The sequence below is a fragment of the Bradyrhizobium sp. LTSP857 genome (genome assembly GCF_000938285.1).
GTDB lineage: Bacteria > Pseudomonadota > Alphaproteobacteria > Rhizobiales > Xanthobacteraceae > Bradyrhizobium.
This window is the reverse complement of sequence record NZ_JYMS01000007.1, coordinates 304,547-325,751: the sequence shown is the minus strand read 5'-3', so window position 1 is coordinate 325,751 and position 21,205 is coordinate 304,547. Positions and strand designations below refer to the sequence as shown.

General features: G+C 63.5%; 20 protein-coding genes. 5 read left to right on the top strand and 15 right to left on the bottom strand.

The genetic code is table 11. The features are described from left to right. Positions 1-67 precede the first annotated feature (67 nt). The 3 genes from mltG (at position 68) to gmk (ending at position 3,002) form a co-directional block, all read left to right on the top strand. A complete protein-coding gene (gene mltG / locus UP06_RS03060; protein ID WP_045000348.1) occupies positions 68-1,342 on the top strand; it encodes an endolytic transglycosylase MltG in 1,275 nt (424 codons plus the stop codon). Between the two features lie 109 nt (positions 1,343-1,451). Further along, entirely contained in the window at positions 1,452-2,339 is an 888-nt protein-coding gene (locus UP06_RS03055; protein WP_045000346.1) for a YicC/YloC family endoribonuclease, read from the top strand. A 3-nt stretch (positions 2,340-2,342) separates the two neighbouring features. Beyond that, a complete protein-coding gene (gene gmk / locus UP06_RS03050) occupies positions 2,343-3,002 on the top strand; it encodes a guanylate kinase (protein WP_045000344.1) in 660 nt (219 codons plus the stop codon). Here the strand turns inward: gmk and UP06_RS03045 are convergent. The 4 genes from UP06_RS03045 to UP06_RS03030 form a co-directional block, all read right to left on the bottom strand. Beyond that, positions 2,935-4,116 carry a hypothetical protein gene (locus tag UP06_RS03045; RefSeq protein WP_045000343.1) on the bottom strand — a complete coding sequence of 394 codons (1,182 nt, stop codon included), beginning with the start codon at positions 4,114-4,116 and terminating at the stop codon, positions 2,935-2,937. The genes gmk and UP06_RS03045 overlap by 68 nt on opposite strands. A 151-nt stretch (positions 4,117-4,267) precedes the next feature. Continuing rightward, positions 4,268-4,765: a hypothetical protein gene (locus tag UP06_RS03040; protein WP_045001111.1), complete on the bottom strand. Its 498-nt coding sequence runs from the start codon at positions 4,763-4,765 to the stop codon at positions 4,268-4,270. Between the two features lie 39 nt (positions 4,766-4,804). After that, positions 4,805-6,151, bottom strand: a complete 1,347-nt coding sequence (locus tag UP06_RS03035) for a caspase family protein (protein WP_045000341.1) — start codon at positions 6,149-6,151, stop codon at positions 4,805-4,807. 1,088 nt (positions 6,152-7,239) lie between these two features. Beyond that, positions 7,240-7,908 carry a hypothetical protein gene (locus UP06_RS03030; protein WP_210166314.1) on the bottom strand — a complete coding sequence of 223 codons (669 nt, stop codon included), beginning with the start codon at positions 7,906-7,908 and terminating at the stop codon, positions 7,240-7,242. A gap of 485 nt (positions 7,909-8,393) precedes the next feature. Between UP06_RS03030 and UP06_RS03025 the strand changes: the two genes are divergently transcribed. After that, complete coding sequence (locus UP06_RS03025) at positions 8,394-9,179, top strand: hypothetical protein (protein WP_045000337.1); 786 nt, start codon at positions 8,394-8,396, stop codon at positions 9,177-9,179. Between the two features lie 52 nt (positions 9,180-9,231). Then, complete coding sequence (locus UP06_RS03020) at positions 9,232-9,768, top strand: REP-associated tyrosine transposase (protein WP_045000335.1); 537 nt, start codon at positions 9,232-9,234, stop codon at positions 9,766-9,768. 93 nt (positions 9,769-9,861) lie between these two features. Here the strand turns inward: UP06_RS03020 and UP06_RS03015 are convergent, their stop codons facing one another. The 11 genes from UP06_RS03015 to lptF all read right to left on the bottom strand — a co-directional run bounded on the left by UP06_RS03015 (position 9,862) and on the right by lptF (position 20,912). Then, positions 9,862-10,032, bottom strand: coding sequence for a hypothetical protein (locus tag UP06_RS03015; RefSeq protein WP_245305389.1), 171 nt, complete (start codon positions 10,030-10,032; stop codon positions 9,862-9,864). A gap of 473 nt (positions 10,033-10,505) precedes the next feature. Then, a complete protein-coding gene (locus UP06_RS03010) occupies positions 10,506-11,210 on the bottom strand; it encodes a Crp/Fnr family transcriptional regulator (protein WP_045000331.1) in 705 nt (234 codons plus the stop codon). A gap of 359 nt (positions 11,211-11,569) precedes the next feature. After that, the gene (locus UP06_RS03005) at positions 11,570-11,806 is read right to left on the bottom strand and encodes a hypothetical protein (protein WP_045000329.1); all 237 of its coding nucleotides are present in this window, start codon (positions 11,804-11,806) and stop codon (positions 11,570-11,572) included. Between the two features lie 64 nt (positions 11,807-11,870). Further along, complete coding sequence (locus tag UP06_RS03000) at positions 11,871-12,032, bottom strand: Flp family type IVb pilin (protein ID WP_045000328.1); 162 nt, start codon at positions 12,030-12,032, stop codon at positions 11,871-11,873. Positions 12,033-12,199: 167 nt separating this feature from the next. Continuing rightward, positions 12,200-13,258: an alcohol dehydrogenase gene (locus UP06_RS02995; protein WP_045000326.1), complete on the bottom strand. Its 1,059-nt coding sequence runs from the start codon at positions 13,256-13,258 to the stop codon at positions 12,200-12,202. A 24-nt stretch (positions 13,259-13,282) separates the two neighbouring features. Then, complete coding sequence (gene rsmA, locus UP06_RS02990) at positions 13,283-14,137, bottom strand: 16S rRNA (adenine(1518)-N(6)/adenine(1519)-N(6))-dimethyltransferase RsmA (RefSeq protein WP_045000324.1); 855 nt, start codon at positions 14,135-14,137, stop codon at positions 13,283-13,285. Further along, positions 14,137-15,150 carry a 4-hydroxythreonine-4-phosphate dehydrogenase PdxA gene (gene pdxA / locus UP06_RS02985; RefSeq protein ID WP_045000322.1) on the bottom strand — a complete coding sequence of 338 codons (1,014 nt, stop codon included), beginning with the start codon at positions 15,148-15,150 and terminating at the stop codon, positions 14,137-14,139. Before pdxA ends, rsmA begins: the two co-directional genes overlap by 1 nt. Beyond that, the gene (locus UP06_RS02980) at positions 15,150-16,082 is read right to left on the bottom strand and encodes a SurA N-terminal domain-containing protein (RefSeq protein ID WP_045000321.1); all 933 of its coding nucleotides are present in this window, start codon (positions 16,080-16,082) and stop codon (positions 15,150-15,152) included. Before UP06_RS02980 ends, pdxA begins: the two co-directional genes overlap by 1 nt. Before the next feature lie 68 nt (positions 16,083-16,150). Continuing rightward, on the bottom strand, positions 16,151-18,649 hold the full coding sequence (locus tag UP06_RS02975; protein ID WP_045000319.1) for an LPS-assembly protein LptD: 2,499 nt from the start codon (positions 18,647-18,649) through the stop codon (positions 16,151-16,153). Next, complete coding sequence (gene lptG, locus UP06_RS02970; protein WP_045000317.1) at positions 18,649-19,746, bottom strand: LPS export ABC transporter permease LptG; 1,098 nt, start codon at positions 19,744-19,746, stop codon at positions 18,649-18,651. The genes UP06_RS02975 and lptG overlap by 1 nt, the downstream gene beginning before the upstream one ends. After that, positions 19,743-20,912, bottom strand: a complete 1,170-nt coding sequence (gene lptF / locus UP06_RS02965) for an LPS export ABC transporter permease LptF (protein WP_045000316.1) — start codon at positions 20,910-20,912, stop codon at positions 19,743-19,745. Before lptF ends, lptG begins: the two co-directional genes overlap by 4 nt. Positions 20,913-21,205 lie beyond the last annotated feature (293 nt).

The window sequence follows — 21,205 nt, the reverse complement described above, 5'->3', positions numbered from 1 at the left end:
CGCGTGCATTTGGCAGGACAAGCGATTGTCAGGCCGCAATTGAACCGGCAGGATTCAGGTTGCTTCGATGAGTGAAAGGCCGCCCATTTCGCCCCGAAGCCCGCGGGCAGCGCTCGAGCCCGAGCAGGTCCCGCCGCCGCCGAAGCGATCGGAGCGGGCGCGCAACCCTTTCGTGATCGTCGGCAACGCCATCATCACCCTCCTGCTGATCGCCATGATCGGTGCGGGCGGCGTTTATTATTATGGCCGGCAAGTGCTGGAAGCGCCGGGACCGCTTGGGGAAGACAAAGTCGTCAACATCCCGCAGCGCGCGGGCAAGCGTGACATCGCCGAGACCTTGAACAGGGAAGGCGTGACCGACGTCAATCCGTGGGTGTTCATTGCAAGCGTCGCTGCGCTGAAGGCGAGCTCGGACCTGAAGCCCGGTGAATATTCGTTCCAGAAGAATGCTTCGTTGCGCGACGTCATCGCCACCATCGTCGAGGGCAAGGTGGTGCAGCATGCCGTTACGATTCCGGAAGGCCTGACCTCCGAGCAGATCGTGGCGCGGTTGTCCGATAACGACATCTTCACCGGCAGCGTGCGCGAGCTGCCGCGCGAAGGCACGTTGTTGCCGGAGACCTACAAGTTCCCGCGTGGGACCCCGCGCGATCAGGTGGTCCAGCGCATGCAGCAGGCGCACAAGCGCGTGCTGGCCGAGATCTGGGACCGTCGCAGCCAGGACGTTCCGGTCAAGACGCCGGAGCAGCTTGTGACGCTGGCCTCCATCGTCGAGAAGGAGACCGGCAAGCCGGACGAGCGCAGCCGCGTCGCCGCCGTGTTCGTCAATCGCCTCAGGCAGAAGATCAAGCTTCAGTCCGATCCGACCATCATCTACGGCCTAGTCGGCGGTAAGGGTACACTCGGCCGGCCCATCAAGCGCAGCGAGATCACGCAGCCCTCGCCCTACAACACCTATGTGATCGACGGCCTGCCGCCGGGCCCGATCTCCAATCCCGGCCGCGCCTCGCTGGAAGCCGCTGCCAACCCGGCCCGCACCCGCGACCTCTATTTCGTCGCCGACGGCACCGGCGGGCATGCCTTCACCGAGACCTACGACGCGCACCAGAAAAACGTCGCCAAGCTGCGCGCGATGGAGAAGCAGATCCAGAACGACACGGTCGAGCCGGCCGACGACGCGCAGGCCCCGGCGGCCGCCGCGCCCGCCGCCGCAGATACGGCACCGACCGCGACCACGCCCAAGCCGACCCAGCAGAAAAAGCCACCGGCTCCTCGCCCGGCCAATCCCGCGCCGGCCCGGCAGGGCGCGGCGCAGCCAGTGCCGCCGGTGATCCAGCGCTAGCGCAGGCCTGCCTACGGGACTTTGCGGATTACACTTTCCTGCAAAATAGTCTTAAGATTCGCGCGGCCGATGGCCTCGCGAATCTTACCTGTCCGGAGAAATTGACCCGATGGCGCTGTCGTCCATGACCGGCTTTGCCCGAAGCCACGGCGCGAGCGGGCCGTACACGTTCGAATGGGAATTGAAGTCGGTCAACGCCAAGGGCTTTGACCTGCGCGTGCGGCTGCCGCAGGGGTTCGACGAGCTCGAGGCCTATGCCAAGAAGCGCGCCGGCGAGCTTTTGTCGCGCGGCACCGTCTACGCCAATCTCACCGTCAAGCGGGCCAATGCCGCAGCCTCCGTCCGCGTCAATGAAGACGTGCTCAACGCCGTCCTGAAGGCCGCTGCCGTGATCGCCGGCAAGGTCGATGCTGTCGCGCCAAGCGTTGACGGCCTCTTGGCCATCAAGGGTGTGATCGAGGTCGCCGAGCCCGAGGGCGACGAGGAGGAGGACCAGGCCGCGCGCGCTGCCGTGGCCGAAGCCTTCGACAAGGCGCTCGCCGAACTCGTCGAGATGCGCAAGCGCGAGGGCACCTCGCTCGGGCAAATCCTGATCCAGCGGGTGGACGAGGTCGAGCAGTTCGCGAAGAAGGCGGAGGCTGCCCCCGGCCGCAAGCCGGAGGCGATCAAGGCCAGGCTCGCCGAGCAGATCGCAACGCTGCTCGACACCTCCGACCGTTTCGATTCCGACCGCCTGATGCAGGAGGCGATCCTGATCGCGACCAGGGCCGACATCCGCGAGGAGCTCGATCGCATCGCCTCGCACATCGCGCAGGCACGCGAGCTGATCGGCAAGGGCGGCCCGATCGGGCGCAAGCTCGACTTCCTGGCGCAGGAGTTTCACCGCGAGGTCAACACCTGCTGCTCGAAGTCGAACGATATCGAGCTGACCAATACGGGGCTCGCCATGAAAAACGTGGTCGAGCAGTTTCGCGAGCAGGTCCAGAATCTGGAGTGATCGATGACGACGGGCGGTCACGTAACTGACGGTGTCGAGCGGCGCGGGCTGATGTTCGTGCTGTCCTCGCCATCGGGTGCGGGCAAAACGACGCTGTCGCGTCTCCTCATCGACCGCATGCCCGGGCTGAAAATGTCGGTCTCGGCGACCACGCGGGCGATGCGTCCCGGCGAGGTCGACGGTCGCGACTATCTGTTCGTCGACAAGCCCAGGTTCGAGGCCATGGTGAGGGGCGACGAGCTCCTGGAATGGGCGACCGTGTTCGACAACCGCTACGGCACGCCGCGTGAGCCCGTTGAAGCGGCGCTGTCGGCCGGGCAGGACGTCTTGTTCGACATCGACTGGCAGGGCACGCAGCAGCTGCGCGAGAAGGCGCGTGCCGATGTCGTCAGCGTGTTCATCCTGCCGCCGTCGGCCGCCGATCTCGAGAAGCGCCTGCATTCGCGTGCGCAGGATTCCGACGAAGTCATCCGCAATCGCATGAGCCGCGCCAGCCACGAGATGAGCCACTGGGCCGAGTACGACTACATCGTCATCAACCACGACGTCGATGAAGCCTTCGCCGAGGTGCAGTCGATCCTGAAGGCCGAACGGCTCAAGCGCGAGCGGCGGACTGGCCTCGTTGGATTCGTGCGAGGTCTGCAAGGTCAGCTTCAAGGCTAGGCTGCGTCAGCCGCGGCCCTTCCTTTGCCAGCCGTTCCAGCATCGCCGTGATGACGTCGATATCGACGGTATCCTCATCGCGTGCATCCTCATCGCGATCGGCCGGCGCTTCGTCATGGCTGTCCTCGGCAGCCAACTGAGGCGCTGACGGCTCGATCTCGAACTCCCCGTCGAGAATCTCGATCTTGGTCTCGTCAGGTTCTGTTGCCGCGACATCAGTGGAACGGGCCTGCGCTGCGATCTGGCCGATCGCATCGGCGAATGCGGCCATTTGCGGCGGCTGAGGACGCGCAGCGTCGAAGTCGACCGGACGCGGCCGCTCGGCGCGCGGCATCCGGGTGGGCGCTGCATCGAGCCAGGGCGCGCGGCTGTCGTCGTGATCCTGCGGCTCCCGCTGGTCCCAGTTCACGCGGCGATGGTCGCCGGCCTGGACGCGGACACGTCCGCCGGCGAAGCGGTAGATGATGCTGGCCAAGAGGCCGGCGAGTGCCAGTGCGCCGCCGATGACGAGCAGGAGCATCTGGAGCGAGCCGGTCGGCTTGTCGGCGGGTGCATCGGCCGCGGCGAGCGCCACCGGGGCAGGGGATGCCGCCGGCTTCGCGCTCGGCGGCGCATCCGATGTTGCCGGAGCAGCCGCGGGCTGCGGCGCGGGCGCGGCGGCGGCTGTCGATGCATCGGGCCAGCGTGCGGCGACGGCGGGCTGCTGTGCATTGCTGTCAGCATTCGTGCTTGGAGCTTGCGGCGCTGCAGCGGGCTGCGCGTTTTGCGCGGCACTCTGCGGCGCAGTGTATTCGGCGTGCGCATTCTGCACCGATTGCGGCGCGGGTGAATCCGGCTGCTGTGCGCTGTTTGCCGTCTGCGTCGTGGTCGCGGCCTTGCCGCCTTCGGCGCGCAGGTACCAGCACTGCCGCTTGGTCGACCGCTCGAGGCGATAGTACCAGTGCTGTCCTTCCGGCGCCGTGCCCTTCGGCGAGGCGAGGCAGTCGCTGGCGGCGTTTGCCGTGCTTGCAGCGGCAGGCGCGCTCGGCGCGTCCTGCGAGACGGCTGCCAGCGGTGCGCCGGCGACGATGCTGGCGACAAGTGTGGATATGAATCTCGCGGATCGGTTGCCCATCCTGGTCTCCCGGTGACGCATGACGCTACTCTTACCGTCCCTTTCTCAACAAAGAGTTGGGTGGCAATGAGCCGCAAATCCGGAGAGGATGTGGCCTGAATTGGGCCCGCCCGGCGATCGTTCCGCCGCCAATTGGGCTTTTTCGACGGCGCTATTGCTTGGTCGAGGTCCATGTTCCCGAACAGCCGTCGGAGCGGCGGAAGGTGCCGGAACCGCTCCGTCCCGACAGGCGGCCGGCGCCCGTGAAGGTCACGCCGTCGCCCGAGCCTGCCGTGTGCACCGAGCCGTTCGGGCTGACACTGCCGCTGACGCCTTCGCCGATGACCCGGCCCGAGGTGACCACGACCGCGCCGGTAGTTGAGCCGCCGCAGCCGACGCTGATGACGGCCCAGGCGCCGTCAAAACTGCCGCCGCCACCACCTCCACCGCCGCTGCGCCGTGGGGACGAGCGCGGTTCGTCGGCGGCCGGCTTGCTTCTGCGTGCGGACGGGGCAGGCTCGGCCGAGCGATCCGAGCGCGAGCCGGACAGCGACTTCTCGTCATTGCCGATCGCGCCGCCGGCGCTGCCGGACTGCGCGAAGGCGGACGATGAGGCGAGGGCGGCGGTAACGAGGGAAGCGAGAGCGAAAATGCGGGCGGTGTTCGGCATGATCAAGAAATCCAAAATCATGAGAAATCAGCGGCAAAATCAGCGACCGGAGCCGTCGGCACAGACGGCTCCAATAATGCGGCAAGCTTTGCCAGCCTTGCCGCATTCGTCAAGCGCGGCGTCCTTCGCGCGCTGCACGTTGTCGCGCTGGACCAGCGACCAGGACTTGTCCGAGATCGCGAACGCGCCGCAACGGTTGCCGTAGAAGGAGAGCTCGATCGGACATTTGGCGCCGGCACAATTGCCGCGTGCATCCGCTACCGCCGCGCGCCGCGAGGCATGATTCCACGAGATGCCCCATTTGTTGCCGTCCGGCCCATAGACGATCGAGCCCCACGGCTTGAGATCGTCCATCTTGCGCATCCGCAGCAGCAGGCCCTCGGTTGGCTCGCCGGTCGGTGCCATCGCGATCCGCTCCTGGAGCTTTGTGACCGCGCGGGTGAGGCCGTCAGCGGTATCCGGATCGAAATTGAGCTCGTAGAGCCGTTCGCTCAATTCGCTGAGCAGCGCCGCATCGCGCAGCGGCACGCGGTCGGGATCGGCGCGCAGGCGCTCTGCCGGCAGTGGATCGGGCTGCATCGCGGCGACCTGCGGCGGCGCGGCTTGCGTCGGGGCTACGAAATAGAAGGTGCCGTCGATCGGCGAGGACGACACCCATGGCTGCTGCGCGCCGGAGGTGGCGCGCTTCACTGCGAGCCCGACCTGGTTGAAAGTCTGGAACACGTCGAGACCTGCGGTCCGGATCGTCGCGGCCAGCGCCTTGGTGTAGGGGCTGTGGCCGTCGCTGCCGTCCTGGGCGACGTTGCCGGGCTGCGTCGCGTAGGAGATCAGCGTGCCCTCGGGCGCGCGCATCTGCGCCAGGCCGCCGTCCGATGATCGTAGCCCGCGCGAGCCAAAGGGGTTGTTGCGGCAGGCATCGAGGATCACGAGATTGAGCCGCGTGCCGGAGCCCTGCATCTGCCGCAGCACGAGGTTGACGTCGGTCATCTGGAAGTCGACGTCGGCCTCGCGCGTCGGGTTGGCGTTGACCGGCACGAGGTAGTTGGCGCCGGCGACCTGAACGCCGTGGCCGGCATAATAGAACAGCGCAACGTCGGCGCCCTGCACCTGCCGCCCAAAACTCTGCACGGCTGTGTCCATCGCCGGCTTGTCGAGATCGAGCTGGGCACGGCCGCCGACCAGCGTAAAGCCAAGCAGGCCAAGCGTCTCCGCCATCAGGCTCGCGTCCTTGGAGGGATTGTCGAGCGGGGTGATGTTCTTGTAGGCGGAGTTGCCGACCACCAGCGCGATACGCTTCTCGGCCGATGCTTGGTGTGTCGCAGCGGCAAGCGTGGCGGCGATCAGCGCTGCCAGCACCAGGACGCGATTGAAAATCCTCGCGTACATCAAAAACCCCCAAAACAATGGCCGCAATCTACCAGCCGGGCGCGCATCCGAAAAGCGGTGCGACATTCTGCGCGGGGGAGTGTGGTGCGTGGCGAACAGGCGAGGGACCATGGCTCCGCGCTCTCGCGCCCCAATGGGCCGAGCTATGCTGCTTGGTTCGCACCCCCAAAGAATCAAAGGGCGCAGGGAAGACCGGGCGCTGGCTGGCACCCGCAAGTCCGTGCGCTACAGAAATGCACACGGTTTGGACTACAGGTGTAGCCGAACGCCCGGCCTTCCCTGCGCGGATGGTTTTAACGGTGTCCTTCGTGCTCTCCCCGGGGAGCGATGCACTATTGCCCCCGTCGCCTCACCGATGGCTGATGTGCGGGCCCGGTCGGGCCGCCACATCACCGCAAGACTTGACGCACAGGCTCCGGGCGTCAGGACCACACGACTTCTCCGTCCGCGGACGTCCTCGCCGGATCATCCGGGGCTCGCGTGTGCTCACCCCCGATGTCCGTTGAGGCCGCTGCAACCGCGCCGTGTCGTGCCGCGCGTGTGACAAGCTCACGGCGAACCGCCCCGCCGTCACACCTCGCGCCGACGCTGCCGCGTCCACCGCAACCCGGCCCGCATCTCGTGACGATCGCGAAACGCCCCTTTGACGGGCCGAGGTGAGAGGTCTATGCCATAAATCCGAAATTCGGAAAAGTGAAATGTTTTTGCGGCGAGGGATTGACGAGGTGTTTTGCCCGACGGGTCGCGGGCCAGCGTCCGTCATTCCGGGGCGCGCGTGAGCGCGAGGACGGAACCCATTTACAACAGAGAATGCGATGGATTCCGGGCCTGCGTTCTTCGCACGCATCCCGGAATGACGGAGGAGGTGAGGCCGAACGGACTACTTCCAGACGCGGGCGAGTGTCAGTCTGTAGGATGGGTTGAGCTCTTGCGAAACCCATCGTCTTTTGGGGAATTAGAATGCGCCGGCAAATGTGGTGAAAGACGACGCGCCAAGCGGTAGGTATTGCTTCGCTCAACCTGTCCTACGGGCTCAGGACGCCAGCATCGGCACAACAAAACCTTATTTCCTATGGCAAGAACCTCTATCAGGCACTCTTCTGTTTAGCGTATTGCTGATCGACGATGGGACGACAGATCGCTTCTATCTTAGCCTGGAAGCCATCAACAAGGTCGCCAATTTTGTCGTTTTCTTTTTCTTCAGTTGGCCCCCGGAAGATAAACGCCTTGAGTTGTCTCTTGTCTTCTCCAGTCGACCTGTCGCCCGGATCGTCTTCAATGCGTCCTATTTCGAATAACGTTTGTGCAGCGGCCTCAAGCTGATTGCGAGCCGAGTGTAAGGACGAGAATATCGCTTCTGTGTCGGCTCCAAACACCGCCATGAAACGTGGTTCGATCTTATAAACGCTCACGAACAACTCGTTGTGACTCTGAAGGCGCTTCAACACGGCATAAGCACCGCGCTGGTCTTTTCGAAGTGTAAGGGGCGCTCCGGACGAGTCATCTACATAGTCCGAATACTCGTCTTGCCTCGCGGCTCTCACCCTAACCATCTGGAAGACAAACTTCGACTCGTAAGCGATTGCTAGCGCGTCCAGGGCGACCTCAATTCTGCGCTCTTCGAGCTTCTCGCGCTTGAACTTCGCGAACGATCTCAGCCCGAAGCCCGCCATCGCGCCTGTGACGGTAATGCCAATCAATGCCACAACGGGCGCTGTAAAATCCTTGAAGAACTCGTAAACATATGTGTGTTGCAAGCTCAAGTTGCTCCATCAGTCATAGACCGGCAGCCTCAATCTTTCCAATTCGGCGTTCAAGGCCTCGGCTGCTCTACACAATTGCTCCGTTGCCGCAGCTAAGTCACGGACGTTCTGGGCGAACAGCTCGCCAACCCAATAGAAAACGGCGCCCTTCCCGAAATTAGGATCATGCAAGACGTTGGCTGTCGCCAGAGCGACCGGACTGCCACCTAGCCGACTCCGAATATCCTTATCTGATTCATTGCCTCTCGGTCTCTTTCCTGATTGGCGCGATATTTCTCCCTTGGCCTACTGAACATCTGCTCCTTCGCGTCTCCTTCGGCGATCTTCTGAAGCCCGTAGGATGGGTTGAGCCCTTGCGAAACCTACCGGCCTGGCGAGATTCCACGAAGCTATCGACTGAGTCTGGCATACCGAAAGCCACGCAATGCGTTATAATGCGAGCTCCATTTGGACTGGGTGTTTTGGTCGCCGGAGACATTATGCTCGAGAATGAGATTTCGGACGCCGCACTCAGCAAGGTCTGGCACTTCACGATTGGCTTTGCGAGGGCTGGCGAGACGCCGGCCGCGAAGGGAAGTGGTGTTCTAGTTAAATACAAAGGCCTGATGGGCATACTAACGTGCGGCCACGTAGACACCTATGTCCGCAGTTTGAAACAGCCGATTGGCCTAGTTAGGTTCAACCGCGGATTGGCAGAGCAATTTGGCACCATCGACTTAGACGAGGTCTTCAGTCATGTTGCCGGCGAGGAGCCTTGGGAACGTGGAAGCGACGACATAGCCTTCATCAATTTGCCTCCACACCTAGTCGGGAACATCGCAAAAGACTGCGTCTTCCTCGATATCGAACGAAATTTTGTAAGGCCTGATCCTGACAGCCGTTCGGAGCTATTGGGAGTTCATGCCGTATTTGGATTGGTCGAGGCTTTTACTGGAGAGACAACGCGTCAGAACAAGAGAGCTACGACGAGGCTTAGAGGCGTATTGACGCCGGGGAAGTTGCTACAGATCGATCATCTCAACGCCACCCTTGAGTGCTTTGAGGAAAACATCCCCACTTTGCCAGACAGCTTCGGGGGTACAAGCGGAGGTGGCCTGTGGCGCGTGTACGTGCGCAAGCGCGACGATGGTGTTTTCGAGGCTGAGCACTATCGGTTGCTCGGCATTGCATCTCGCGAGGACATCGCGTTGACGCCGCCGCAGATTGCTTGCCAAGGACCAGGGCGTATCGAGATGCTGCTGGAGTCGGTCCATTCTAGCTCGTAGGATAGGTTGATACCTTACGAAACCGATCGTCTCCTTGTGACAGCGCTTCGCCATGACCGCATATCGTCGCAACTTTGTCCCGGGCGGGAGCTTCTTTTTCACCGTTAATCTGGCGGAGCGGAAGCTGTCGTTGCTGACGGATCACGTCGACGTCTTGCGCTCTGCGTTTCGGGAGACACGCCAGCGTCATCCATTCACAATCGACGCAGTTGTCGTGTTGCCGGATCACCTTCACTCGGTGTGGACATTGCCTGATGGCGACGCCGATTTTGCAATGCGCTGGCGGCTGATCAAGTCGACATTTTCCCGTGGCATTGCCCGAAACGAGCGGATTTCCTCAAGTCGTGCGGCAAAGGCCGAGCGTGGCATCTGGCAGCGACGCTATTGGGAGCACACGATCCGGGACGAGGCCGATTTTGCCCGGCATCTTGATTATGTCCATATCAATCCGGTTAAGCACGGTCTCGTTGCTCGGGTGTGCGACTGGGCGCCGTCCTCGTTTCATCGTCATGTGAAACTCGGCAACTACCCGGCGGATTGGGCGGGCGATCAGTCCGAGGATCGTCATGATTATGGAGAACGCCGCTAGGGAAGTGATGGGTTTCGCAAGAGCTCTACCCATCCTACGGACTACGGACTGCGCACGCATCTCGGAATAACGGAGGAGGTGAGGCCGAACGGACTACCTCCAGACGTGCGCTAACGTCAGCGCCAGAAGTCCCAGCACGGTGCTGATCAGACCCACGATCGCGTTGGATTGCGCGAACAGGCCCGTTTCAATGAAGACCTGGCCGGCGATGAAGAAGCAGATCGCGGCCAGCAACAGACAAGCGCAGCCGACGGCGATCGACAAATATCGTATCGCTTTCATGGCCAGAGCTGGTCTTGCGGGGAGTGCGGGGTCGCTCATGCAGGTCACAACGGCACGGTCGACGGGATGTTCCTTCGTCTCCGCGTACGGGAAGCGTCAGTCATTTGCGCAGCAATCCACCAGCGCGCGCCAGATGCGTTTGATTTCGACGGTCTTCTGAAGTTCGAGGACGTGGTTCGCGCTTGGCTGTGGAGATGTCAGCTCCGAGCGCATCTCTCGCGGCGCGATCCAGCGCTCGGATATAGGATCGTACCATTTGCCTGGATTGACCAAGTTAATGTCCCTTCGTGGGAGGCAAACGCGATGGAGGCTCGGAGTGTTCCAAAACAGGCCTGAAAAGATGAGTATCGTGGCGGCACGAAACGCTAGCGCTTCGGCATGTCGTCGACGGCTTCGAGCAAAGGCGGCGTCAGGGAGAACGGCGTCGTCATCGAAGGGGCTGATGGTCCTCCCCGTCAGAGCCCGCCCAGCACTTCCCCAAAATGCTTCTTCACCGCGCCGTTGCAGGCGCAGGCGCTGGCTTCGAGCGCCGGCGCGTCCAGGATCAGGATAGCGCCGCGTCGGGTCGCGAGGATGCGCCTCGCCTTGAACATCTGGATGACGCGGCTGGCATAGCTGCGGGAAACGCCGAGCATGCCGGCAAGCTGCTCGTGGGTGAGGGGGATCTCGTCGCCGCCGATATACTCCTGCGCGGCGATGATCCACTTGGCCGCGCGCTGCTCGATCGAATGCGCGGCGTTGCAGGCTGCGGTCTGAAGCAGCTGCGCGAACTGGCAGGCCGCGTAGCGCGCGAACAAATCCTGGAGGCTGGTCGATTTTTGCTGCGCCTGTTCGAGCGCGCGCAGCGGCAGGCGAACAACCGTGCCGCCAACCTTCACGACGATGCGTGAATAGGCGAGCGAGGGGCCGCGGCCAGCGGGAACGCCAACCGCGCCCTCGCGGCCGACCAGGAGGCTTTCGACCTCGCGATCGTCCTCGACCGGCACTGCGAACGACACGAAAGCGGGGCCGCAGGGGAAGTGGACGACGGCGATGCTGTCGCCGGCGTGATGCAGGATGTGGTTCGCAGGCAGCTCGACCGATTGCAGATGAGGCGCGAGCAGCTCGAAATCATGGGCGCTGAGCTTTTGAAAAAGCTCGTTCTGGGGCCGGCCGGTCACGCTTTTTATCTCTTACCAGGCCGGGAATCGGCACCGGAGAACTCTACGTTTCCGCAAAGGAACCGACGGTTCCAAAGTGCACACAAGGGCTTTTGATAAATCGAAAAGTTGACGACGGACTGCCGGCAGGCCCGCCGCGTTGCATGCGGGCCACGCCTCGAACTCTGTTCACGTCCGGAGAACTACGGAAATCCGAATGAGAACGCTCTGTTCAGGAGTGAACATAAGGCGCGCGCGGATTGGATTAGCATCACGGCCGCCGAGCGCGCACCCCGTGCGCTCTGCCCGACGGACCGCCGGCCGATACCTACCCCTACGCCGCCAGGCCGGCTGGTCCGAGGGGGCATCGCTTGCGGCCGCTATACAACGCGCGCTTCGCGCTCGGCCGACAGGCGGTTCGACGCCAAATGGTTTCGGTAGGCGTCGATCGCCCTGTTGGCGAGCATCAGCGGGCGGCGCTCGCCGGTTTTGAGCTGCGATTCGATGGCATCAAGGATGATGTTTGCGGACGCATCCGGCGAGCCGAGCTCGCCGCCCTTCTCGAGGAAGCTCCAGGCAATGAAGAACGCGCTTTCGACCGTGCAGCGGATGGACATGTGCTGCCAACGCGGTGCGGCCGCCCGCGTTCCGCGGGCGTCGTGCGCGTTGCGAAGGCGCGCTTTACTTCAGCGACGAGCTGATCGAACCGAACTTCAGCTTCAACGTCGAGCCCAGATTGTTGACCACGGCGATGATGGCCAGCGCGATGCCGGCGGCGATCAGACCGTACTCGATCGCGGTCGCGCCGGACTCGTCGGCCAGGAAGCGGCGAATGGTCTGCATGGTCTCACCAGGAATTTCGAAAGGGGAATTGACGAGGACTATAGTCCGCGGGTCATAGGTTCCCCTATTTGGAACCACGGCTTGCGTCAATTTCGAGTTAATCGCGGATGAAAGCGCGGCGGCGAGACACGCGTCTCACGCCACGTGAATGCTTGGTTCCTCGGCACTCAGTTCTTCAGCACGATGCGGCCGACCACTTTGCCGGCGCGGAGCTCCTCGATCCATTTCTGGACGTCGCCCATCGGCTCTTCGCGCATCGGCGTCGGCTTGATCTTGCCGGCGCGCGCAAGCGCCATGAGCTCCTTCGCCTCGGTGAGCGTGCCGACCATGAAGCCCTCGATGGTCATGCGCTTGTAGACCCATTGCACCATCGGCAGCGTAAACTGGCCGCCCATCAGGCCGGACACCACGATCTTGCCGCCGCGCGCGGCGACCGCGACCGCAAACGCCATCGACTTCTCGTTGCCGGCGAAATCGACGATCTCGTCAAAGCCGCCTTCGGTCTCCTTCAGGATGCGCTTGATCACGTCAGGCTCGGATGGATCGTAGGCAACAGCGGCGCCGTTCCTCAACGCGGTGTCGCGCGCGGCCGGGCTGAGATCGGCGACCGTGATCGGCTGCTTGAACATGGCTTGCGCGAACGACAGGCCCATCATGCCAACGCCGCCCAAGCCAATCAGAAGGATGTTGCGCTGGCGCGGACGATCGACCAGGCGCTTGAGCGCGCCGTAGGCGGTGACGCCCGAGCACATCAGGGTCGCGGCCTGGTTGACGGGCAGGGGATCGTAGTCGAGCAAATATTTCGCGTCAGGCACCAGTACGTGGGTGGCAAAACCGCCGTCGATGGAGACGCCGAGGAAGCGCTGCTTCACACAGAGATTCTCGTCACCCTTGGCGCAGTCGCGACACCGGCCGCAGCCGATCCAGGGAAACACGGCCTTCTTGCTCCCGACGAGACCCGCCGGTACGTCGGGGCCGACTTCGTCGACGATTCCTGCGATCTCGTGGCCGAGCGTGAAAGGCAGCGTCATACCGCGCGTGGTGTCGAGCTTCTTGCCGCCGCCGAGATCGGCATAGCCGTCCTGGATGTGCAGATCGGAATGGCAGAGGCCGCATCGCTCGATGCGCACCAGCACCTCGCGTCCTTGCGGCTTCGGCGTGTCGACGATGGTCTCGCACAGCGGCGCATCGAACTTGACCAGGGACTGCCGACGCATCAACGCCATATTCCTTCCTCCGAAATTTCTTTCTCAACTCTCGCTGCGTATATCGGCCAATTCACGCGCCATGGCAACAAAGCCTGCGATCGGAATGGTCTCGGCGCGCCGCGTCGCATCGACGCCTGCGGCCGCAGCAAGCCGGGCCGGATCGACGCCCAGCGATTTCAGGCTCTGGCGCAGCATTTTCCTGCGCTGGCCGAAGGCAGCGGCTGCGACCTGTTCGAGCAGTTTTCGATCGCAGGGAAGCGGGTTTGCGCGCGGCACCAGACGCACGACGGAAGACGTGACCTTCGGCGGCGGCACGAAGGCGGACGGCGAAATGTCGAACAGGATCTTCGTCTCGCAGCGCCAGTTTGCGAACACGCCGAGCCGGCCATAGGCCTCTTCGTCTTCGCGCGCGACGATGCGTTCACCGACCTCGCGCTGAAACATCAAGACCATCATCTCGTACCAGGGCGGCCACGGCTCGGTGGTGAGCCAGCCGATCAGCAGATGGGTCGCGATGTTGTAGGGCAAATTGGCGACGATCTTGGCCTTGTCGCCTGCGAGCAGCGGGCGCGGATCAAAGGTCATGGCATCGCCATGCACGATCTCGAGCCGGCCGGGATAGCGCGCGGAAATATCCTGCAATGCCGGGATCGCGCGCTCGTCATGCTCGATCGCGATGACGCGTTTGGCGCCGAGCGCGAGCAAAGCGCGCGTCAGGCCGCCGGGACCCGGGCCGATCTCGACGATGGTGGAATCTTCGAGCGGTGCTGCGGCGCGCGCGATGCGGGCGGTGAGATTGAGGTCGAGCAGGAAATTCTGGCCGAGCGATTTGCGGGCCGATAGAGCGTGCTGGCGAATGACCTCGCGAAGCGGCGGGAGGTCGTCGATCGCGCTCATCAGCTTTTTGCAGCCGCCATGCGGCTGGCGAGCCTCAAGGCTGCGATCAGGCTGGCCGGATTGGCTTTGCCGGTGCCGGCGATGTCGAACGCGGTGCCGTGATCGGGCGAGGTGCGGATGAAGGGCAGGCCGAGCGTGACGTTGACGGCGTCGTCGAAGGCGACCGTCTTGATCGGGATCAGCGCCTGGTCGTGATACATGCAGACCGCGCAGTCATAGGTGTTGCGGGCAGCCTCATGGAACATGGTGTCGGCGGGCAACGGCCCTTTCGCATCGATGCCGTCATTGCGTAGCGTCTTGAGCGCCGGCGCGATGATTGTCTGCTCCTCATGGCCGAGCGAGCCGTCTTCGCCGGCATGCGGGTTGAGGCCGGAGATCGCGATGCGCGGCCGGGGGATGCCGAAGCGGGATTTCAGTTCGGTGGCAACGATGCGCACGGTCGAGACGATCAGCTCGCTCGTGAGCTGGCTCAACGCCTCGCGCAGGGACACGTGGATCGTCACCGGCACGACGGCAAGCCGCGGCGACCACAGCATCATCACCGGCTGCGGCACGTGGCCATCCCGCTCGGCGAGCTCGGCAAGGAATTCGGTGTGCCCGGGATGACGAAAGCCGGCGCGATAGAGCACGCTCTTGGCGATCGGATTGGTGACGACGGCGCCGGCGTGCCCCGTGTGGACGTCGGCGACCGCCTGGCGGATCGAGGCGAGCGCTGCCGGTGCGCTCGATCCATCGGGCTTGCCGGGCAGGGCCGTCGCGCGCTCACCGGTCGCAACCACGGGCAGGGCGTCTGCGAAGGCAGCCTCGGCCTCGCTCGCGCTCACCGAGGCAATCTTGATGTCGGTGCCGAGCGTTTTGGCGCGCTGCGCAAGCAGCGCCTCGTCGCCGAGCAGATAGAACGCGGGCAGGTTCAATTCACGGCGCCTGAGCCAGGCTGCGATGGTGATGTCGGGGCCGATGCCGGCGGGCTCTCCCAGCGTCAAGGCGAGGGGCTTTGCGGGAGTGGTGGCCATCAGCGGTTGCGATATTCGATCATCGCCGCCTTGCGGATCTCTTCGAGATAGGCCTTCTGGGTCTTCTCGTATTTCTCCGAGTACATCTTCTCGCGGATCTCGCGCTTCTTCGGCGTGTCGATCGTGGTCGGCTTGCGCGCGCACAGCACGACCATCTCGATGCCCTGCTTGGTCACCTCGGGTGCGGTCAGATGGCCGATCGGCGTGTCGTCGAGCACCTTGCGCAGCGCCTCGGGCAGGTCCGCAGTCGTCTTGGTGACGCTCTCGCGGATGGTGGCGTTCGGGGTCGAGCGGAACAGCGAATTGGCCTCATCGCAACTGGTCACGCGCGCGCGGTAGGTCTCGGCTTCCTTCTGCCGCGTCTCCAGGAAGGCCGGGGGCGATCCGCGCGGCACGATCAGCACGATCGGCTGCATCTTGTATTCGGTGCCGTCGATCTGAAGCTTTTCGTTGCCCTCAGCCTTGACCTTGTCGGCGACGTCCTTCTCGCCGACCATCAGCTTCTCCTTGTAGCGGCCGCGAACGAGGCTGGTCCAAACCATCTCGGCCTTCATGCGGCCCTTCAGGGTTTCGGGGCGGACACCCTTGACCTCGAGCGACTTGGTGAGCTGCTCCGGCGAGATGCGCATGCGCTGCGCCATGCCCTCGTAAGACTGGTTGATGTCGGAGACGCCGGGATCGACGCCGTACTTCTTGCCTTCCTTGATCTTCACCCTGTCGTCGATCAGCTCGTTGATGACGTCCTGCCGGCCCGGGGTCTTCTGCGTCGTGAGCTGATCGAGCTTGGAGCGCTGCTCGATGTCGAAATCGGTGATGGGATCGCCGTTGACCATGACGACGATGTTCTGCGCCCGTGCCGGCGCGCCGGCCAGGATCAGGACTGCGCCGAGGACGAGAAGGAGGAAGCGGAAGACAGGTATTGGGGTCGTCATGATTGTCGCTCGTATGTCAGCCGCGATGAGCCTGCGATCGGAATCACGCGGCCGTCACTTCAAACCGTTCACTGGAAGCCGCCGGCGGAACTGCTGGTCGTCGACGTCTGTGCGATCGTGCGCAGGCCGATCTGGAACATGAACGCGTGGCTCAGCACGGGCGGCGTGGTCCCCGCGGAATAGCTATACGAAGTTACATAGTTCGCCGCCAGCACGAAGCAATCGTCGACATAACCGGCGCCGAGCACATATTGGTTGATCTTGTTGGCCTCGAGGTCCCAGCGCGCCGAGCCCGTCACCACCCAGTTGGTCGCGAGCTTGATCGAGCCCGACGTCAGGATGCCCTCGCGGCGCGTCAGATAGCCGAGTTCCGGCTGCGGCGCGTAATTGCCGTACATCATGCTGACCGACCAGCGATTGAAATTGGCGCGGCCTTCCGCCTCGAAGCGCTGGATGTTCCAGGTCTGCTCGTCCATGCGGGAGCGGACGCTGAACGTATAGGTGCTGTTCGGCGAGTAGGCGACGCTGGCGACGTAATCGGAGCGCGGCTTGTCGAGGCCGGAATCCACGCCGGTATTGATGGAGTCCTGAACCGCGTAGGAGTTCATGCCGAACAGCTGGTAGGACTGCCCGAACAGCACCTTGACGGCACCGCCCCTGTCGAACTGCGTGGTGGCCTGCACGCCGACATTGGCGCGGCCGCCGCCCTCGACGCGGTCGTAGCCGGAGAACTTGTCGACGCTGAACAGGTTCGATGTGTCGAACACCATGCTCTGCGCATCCTCGTTCGGGAGCTTGCCGGCATAGGTCTCGTTCGGCCGGATGATGATCTGCGCGATCGGCTCGATGGTGGTCGAGCCCCAGGGCTGAACGTTGATGAAGGGATAGCGGTATTCGAGGCCGACGGTCGGCATCAGGCGGAACGCCTGGGTGTCGCCGACCGGCAGGTAGTTCGACACGCCCGGCTGGTTGGAGACATCCGAGTTGATCGCATCGGCGCGAAGGATCGCGAACGGCGTCCAGATTTCTCCGAACGGATCGGTGAAGGACTTGCGCCACTGCGCTTCCGCCGTCAGGCGGGTGTAGGTGCCGGGGAAGCCGCGCAACAGGCACTGCGACGGCGTGCGCGCGAGCGGATCAGCCGACGTCGTCGTGCACAGGCTGTTGGTATTGGCCGCCGTCGTGATCGGATCGAACACGGCGTCGTTACGTGTCAAATTGACGAAGTTGGTCTTGTAGGAGACTTCGCCGCCGAAGATCGGATAGTTGAGCACGTTCGAGTAGTCGATCACGGGATAGACGACCGGGACCTGCTGCTGGTTGCCCGAGAAGCTCAGCCAGTACATCGTGCGCGCGTCGAAGAAGCTGCGATTGCCGACGCCGGTCAGATAGAGCTGCGACAGCGCATCCGTCGGCAGGTTCAGGAACGAGCCGAGCGGATCGCGGTATGCCGACAGGCGGTAATCCGACATGAAATAATAGTCGGAGAGGATGACGCCGTCCCAGCCCCAGACCCATTTGTCGTTCAGCGCGAACTGGCCCTTGGTCTCGACGCCGCCGCGGAACTGGCGGTCGCCCGGCTGGCCGGCGAAATTGTCGGGGTTGAGCTGGTCGATGCCGTAGACGCGAACCTGATAGGCGCCGTCCATCAGGCGCTGGCGGAACTCGGCCTGGAACAGCACGCCCTGCTTGGAGGTGATGCGCGGGCTGAAGGTCGCGTCCATGTCGGGCGCGATCGCCCAGTAGAACGGGACTTCGACGCCGTAGCCGAACGCCGTGTAGGAGGTGAAGCCCGGCATCAGGAAGCCGGTCTTGCGCTTCACGGTCGGGTCGGGCGTCGAGAAATACGGCATGTAGGCGAGTGGCACGCCGAAGAATTCGAGCTGCGCCGTCTCGAAATACAGCATCTTCTCCTGCTGGTCGTGGATGATGCGGGCACCCTTGACCTGCCATAGCGGCGGTTTCTTCGGATCGTCCTTACACGGCGCGCAGGCCGTGTAGACGCCGTTCTCGAACACCGTGTAGTTGCCGCTGGAGCGGTCGGCGCGAGTCGCGGCCATGCGGGTCTGGTCGGCGGTGTCCACGCGCAGCGAATCGACGAAACCGTCGCGGTAGTCGTCGGAGAGATCCATGATCTCGGCATAGGTGATCTTGCCGTCGGCATCCGTCATGCGGATGTTGCCCTCGGCATGGAGCCGCTTGGTCTTCTGGTCGTAGATGACCCTGTCGGCCTCGACGCTGGTGCCGTTGTAGAACATCTGCACGTTGCCGACCGCCGAGACGCGCGAATTGTTGTAGTCGTAATCGACCTCGGTCGCCTGCACGAGCATCTGCCCGTCATTGGCGGCCTTCGGCGGTTTCGGACGTGGCGGCAGCGGATTGTAGGTGAAGCTCTGGGCGGCGGCCGGCGTCACCGCGGCAAGATCGATCATGCCGCCGAGCGATGCGACAGCAGCGAGCGCGAGCAGGATATTGCGGATCTTGCGCGTAGACAAACCAAACCCGTTCGCGCGCACGAGGGTGCGCAACGCCAAACTAGACACGGGTCCGCGGCGGACGGCCGTCACTATCCGTCCTCCTGATACAGCAAGGCCAAAAAGCCGGTGAGGCCGCCCACCACCACGGGCAACCACGCCGCAGCGATCGGATGCATCAACTCAGCCTTGCTCAAGTCTTCAGTCACTTTCGACAAAACGTAGAGCAGAAAGCCTGCGCCCACGCCACTCAAAACCATCTTCTGTACGCCGCCCATCCGGAAGAAGCGCAACGACACGGAGGCCGCGAGCATCACCATGGCGGCGAGCAAAAACGGCTGTGCCAGAAGCTTGTGATACTGGAGTCGATATCCGGCTGTCGCGAAGCCCGAACTCTCGGAGGAGCGGATGTAGCTCGGTAGTTGCCAAAAGGACACAGTTTCGGGTGTGGAAAAGCTGTTGCGGACCTGCGCCTCGGTCAGCGTCGTTGGAATCTCCAGGCTGGCCTGGTCGACCGGCGGCGCGTCGAGCGAGAAACGGCGCACACCCCTGAACAGCCAATGGCCGGATTCGAGCGTCGCCTCGCGCGCCTCGATCCGCTCCTTGAAGTGCTGCTCTGTATCAAACCGGAACAGCGTCAGTCCGGTCAGTCGGACGCCCTGCTGCTCGCTGCGCGCTGCGTTGATGATGGTCTGGCCGTCGTTGGTCACCTGGTTGAGCCAGAAGCCCGAGGCGTCCTGGATGCCGCCGCCGGGCGCCGAGCCAAACAGCTCCGCTTCCATGCGCTTCGAGAGCTCGCGCAAATTCGCCGACATCGGATTGTAGGCGACGGTGGCGATCACCCCGATCAGGAGCGCGCTGCCGAGCGCCGGCGAGATGAATTGCCAGGCCGAAATGCCGGCGGCGCGCGCGACCACGAGTTCGAGCCGGCGGGAGAGGGCGAGATAGCAGGTCATGGCGCCGATCAGCATGCAGAACGGCGTCAGCTTCTCCAGCAGTTGCGGCACGCGGAACAGCGAGGTCTCGGCCACCATGATCGCGGAGGCGGACGCAAGGCCTGAGGTCTTGCGCACCATCTCGATGTAGTCGACCAGCACCAGCAGCAGGAAAATGCTCGCGAACACGCCGAGCGCGGCGACCACGAAGCGGCCTGCGAAATAGCGCCCGAGTGTGTTGGTGAGCATGCTCATGCGGTGGCCGGCCGTCCGAACAGCCGCGCGATGCGCGCGTTCGATCTGTTGATGGCCTCGATCAGGCCGGACGGCGGTTCGACCACGACGCCGCCGACGATCAGCCACATGCCGACGCCGATCGCTGTCGCCAGCATCGCATATTGCACGGCGGCTGCGAACGGCGACTTCACCGCCATCACCGAGCAGGCAAATCCGGCCATGCGCAGGCCGAACACTGCGATCACCGAGCCGCCGATCGAGAAGTTGCGGCTCTGGCGCGTGGTGCGCGGCGCGCCGAGGAAGGCGAAGGTCAGCGCCGCAAATGCAAACGGATAGAGCGGCGCCATCAGGCGATCATGCAGCTCGGACCAGAACTGGCCGGGGACCGCCTTGTAGACCGGGTCGTCGTCGGACGGCGAGAACAGCTCCCAGAGATAGCGCTCGCGGATGCCGAGGGTGACGTCGTGGCCCTGGTTGGAGAACTTCGACATGTCGAAGCCGTAGCGGCCGAACGCCACCAGCGCCGGGTCGCGCTTGCCCGCCTCGAAGCGCTGGAGATTGCCGTCCTTGAGAATCAGGAACGATCCGTTCTCGTTCTTCACGACCTCGCCGTGCTCGGCGACGATCGAGACGCGCTCATTCGGATCGCGGCGGTCGTCGATGAAGATGCCGGCAAGGATGCCGCCGGGCTGGCGTTCGCGGATCCGGATCGTGAGGTTCTTGTCGAGCTGGGCGAAGCGGCCGGGCTGGAGGATGTTGGTGAGCACGTCGGCGGTGATCTCGGCGTCCCATTGCTTGATCCGCCGCATGCCGTCGGGGGCGAGGTAGGCCGAGATGAAGGCGACCAGCAGCGCCACCACGCAGGTGGCGTAGAAGAACGGATAGAACAGCCGGAACGGCGAGAAGCCGGCGGCATTCATCACGATGATCTCGGAATCGGTCGCGAGCTTGTTCAGCGTGTGCGAGATCGCGATCATCAGCGCGATCGGCGAGATGATCAGGACCAGCGCCGGGATGACGAGGCTGGTGATGCCGAGGAAGGTCAGGATGGTCTGACCCTGGCTCGTCATCAGGTCGATGCCGCGCAACGCCTGCGTAATCCAGATCACGCCGGTGAGGCTGACCAGGACGAGCGCAAACGACGCCAGCGTCGTGCGGAAGATATACCTATCGATTGACCCCATGCGCTACCGCACGAATCCCCACCAAAGCCCCAATGCAGTCCCCGGAATTTCTGGCTGTCCGACCCATCCCGGAAAGGGAGCCCCAGGGTCGTTGCAGCCATCTCGTCCGCCGTTCACTTTCTCACTACCATCCCTTTGATCCGTCAACAAAATGGCTGCCCCGTGGCGCCGTCAATATATGGTTAATATTTCCCTCGTTGTGGCGTTCGCGCCACGGGCGGTGCTTGGCATCGGCCGTGCCTGTGGCCCATAGTGTGGAAAGTCCAGTGAATCGCCGTTCAGCTCCGACCTTT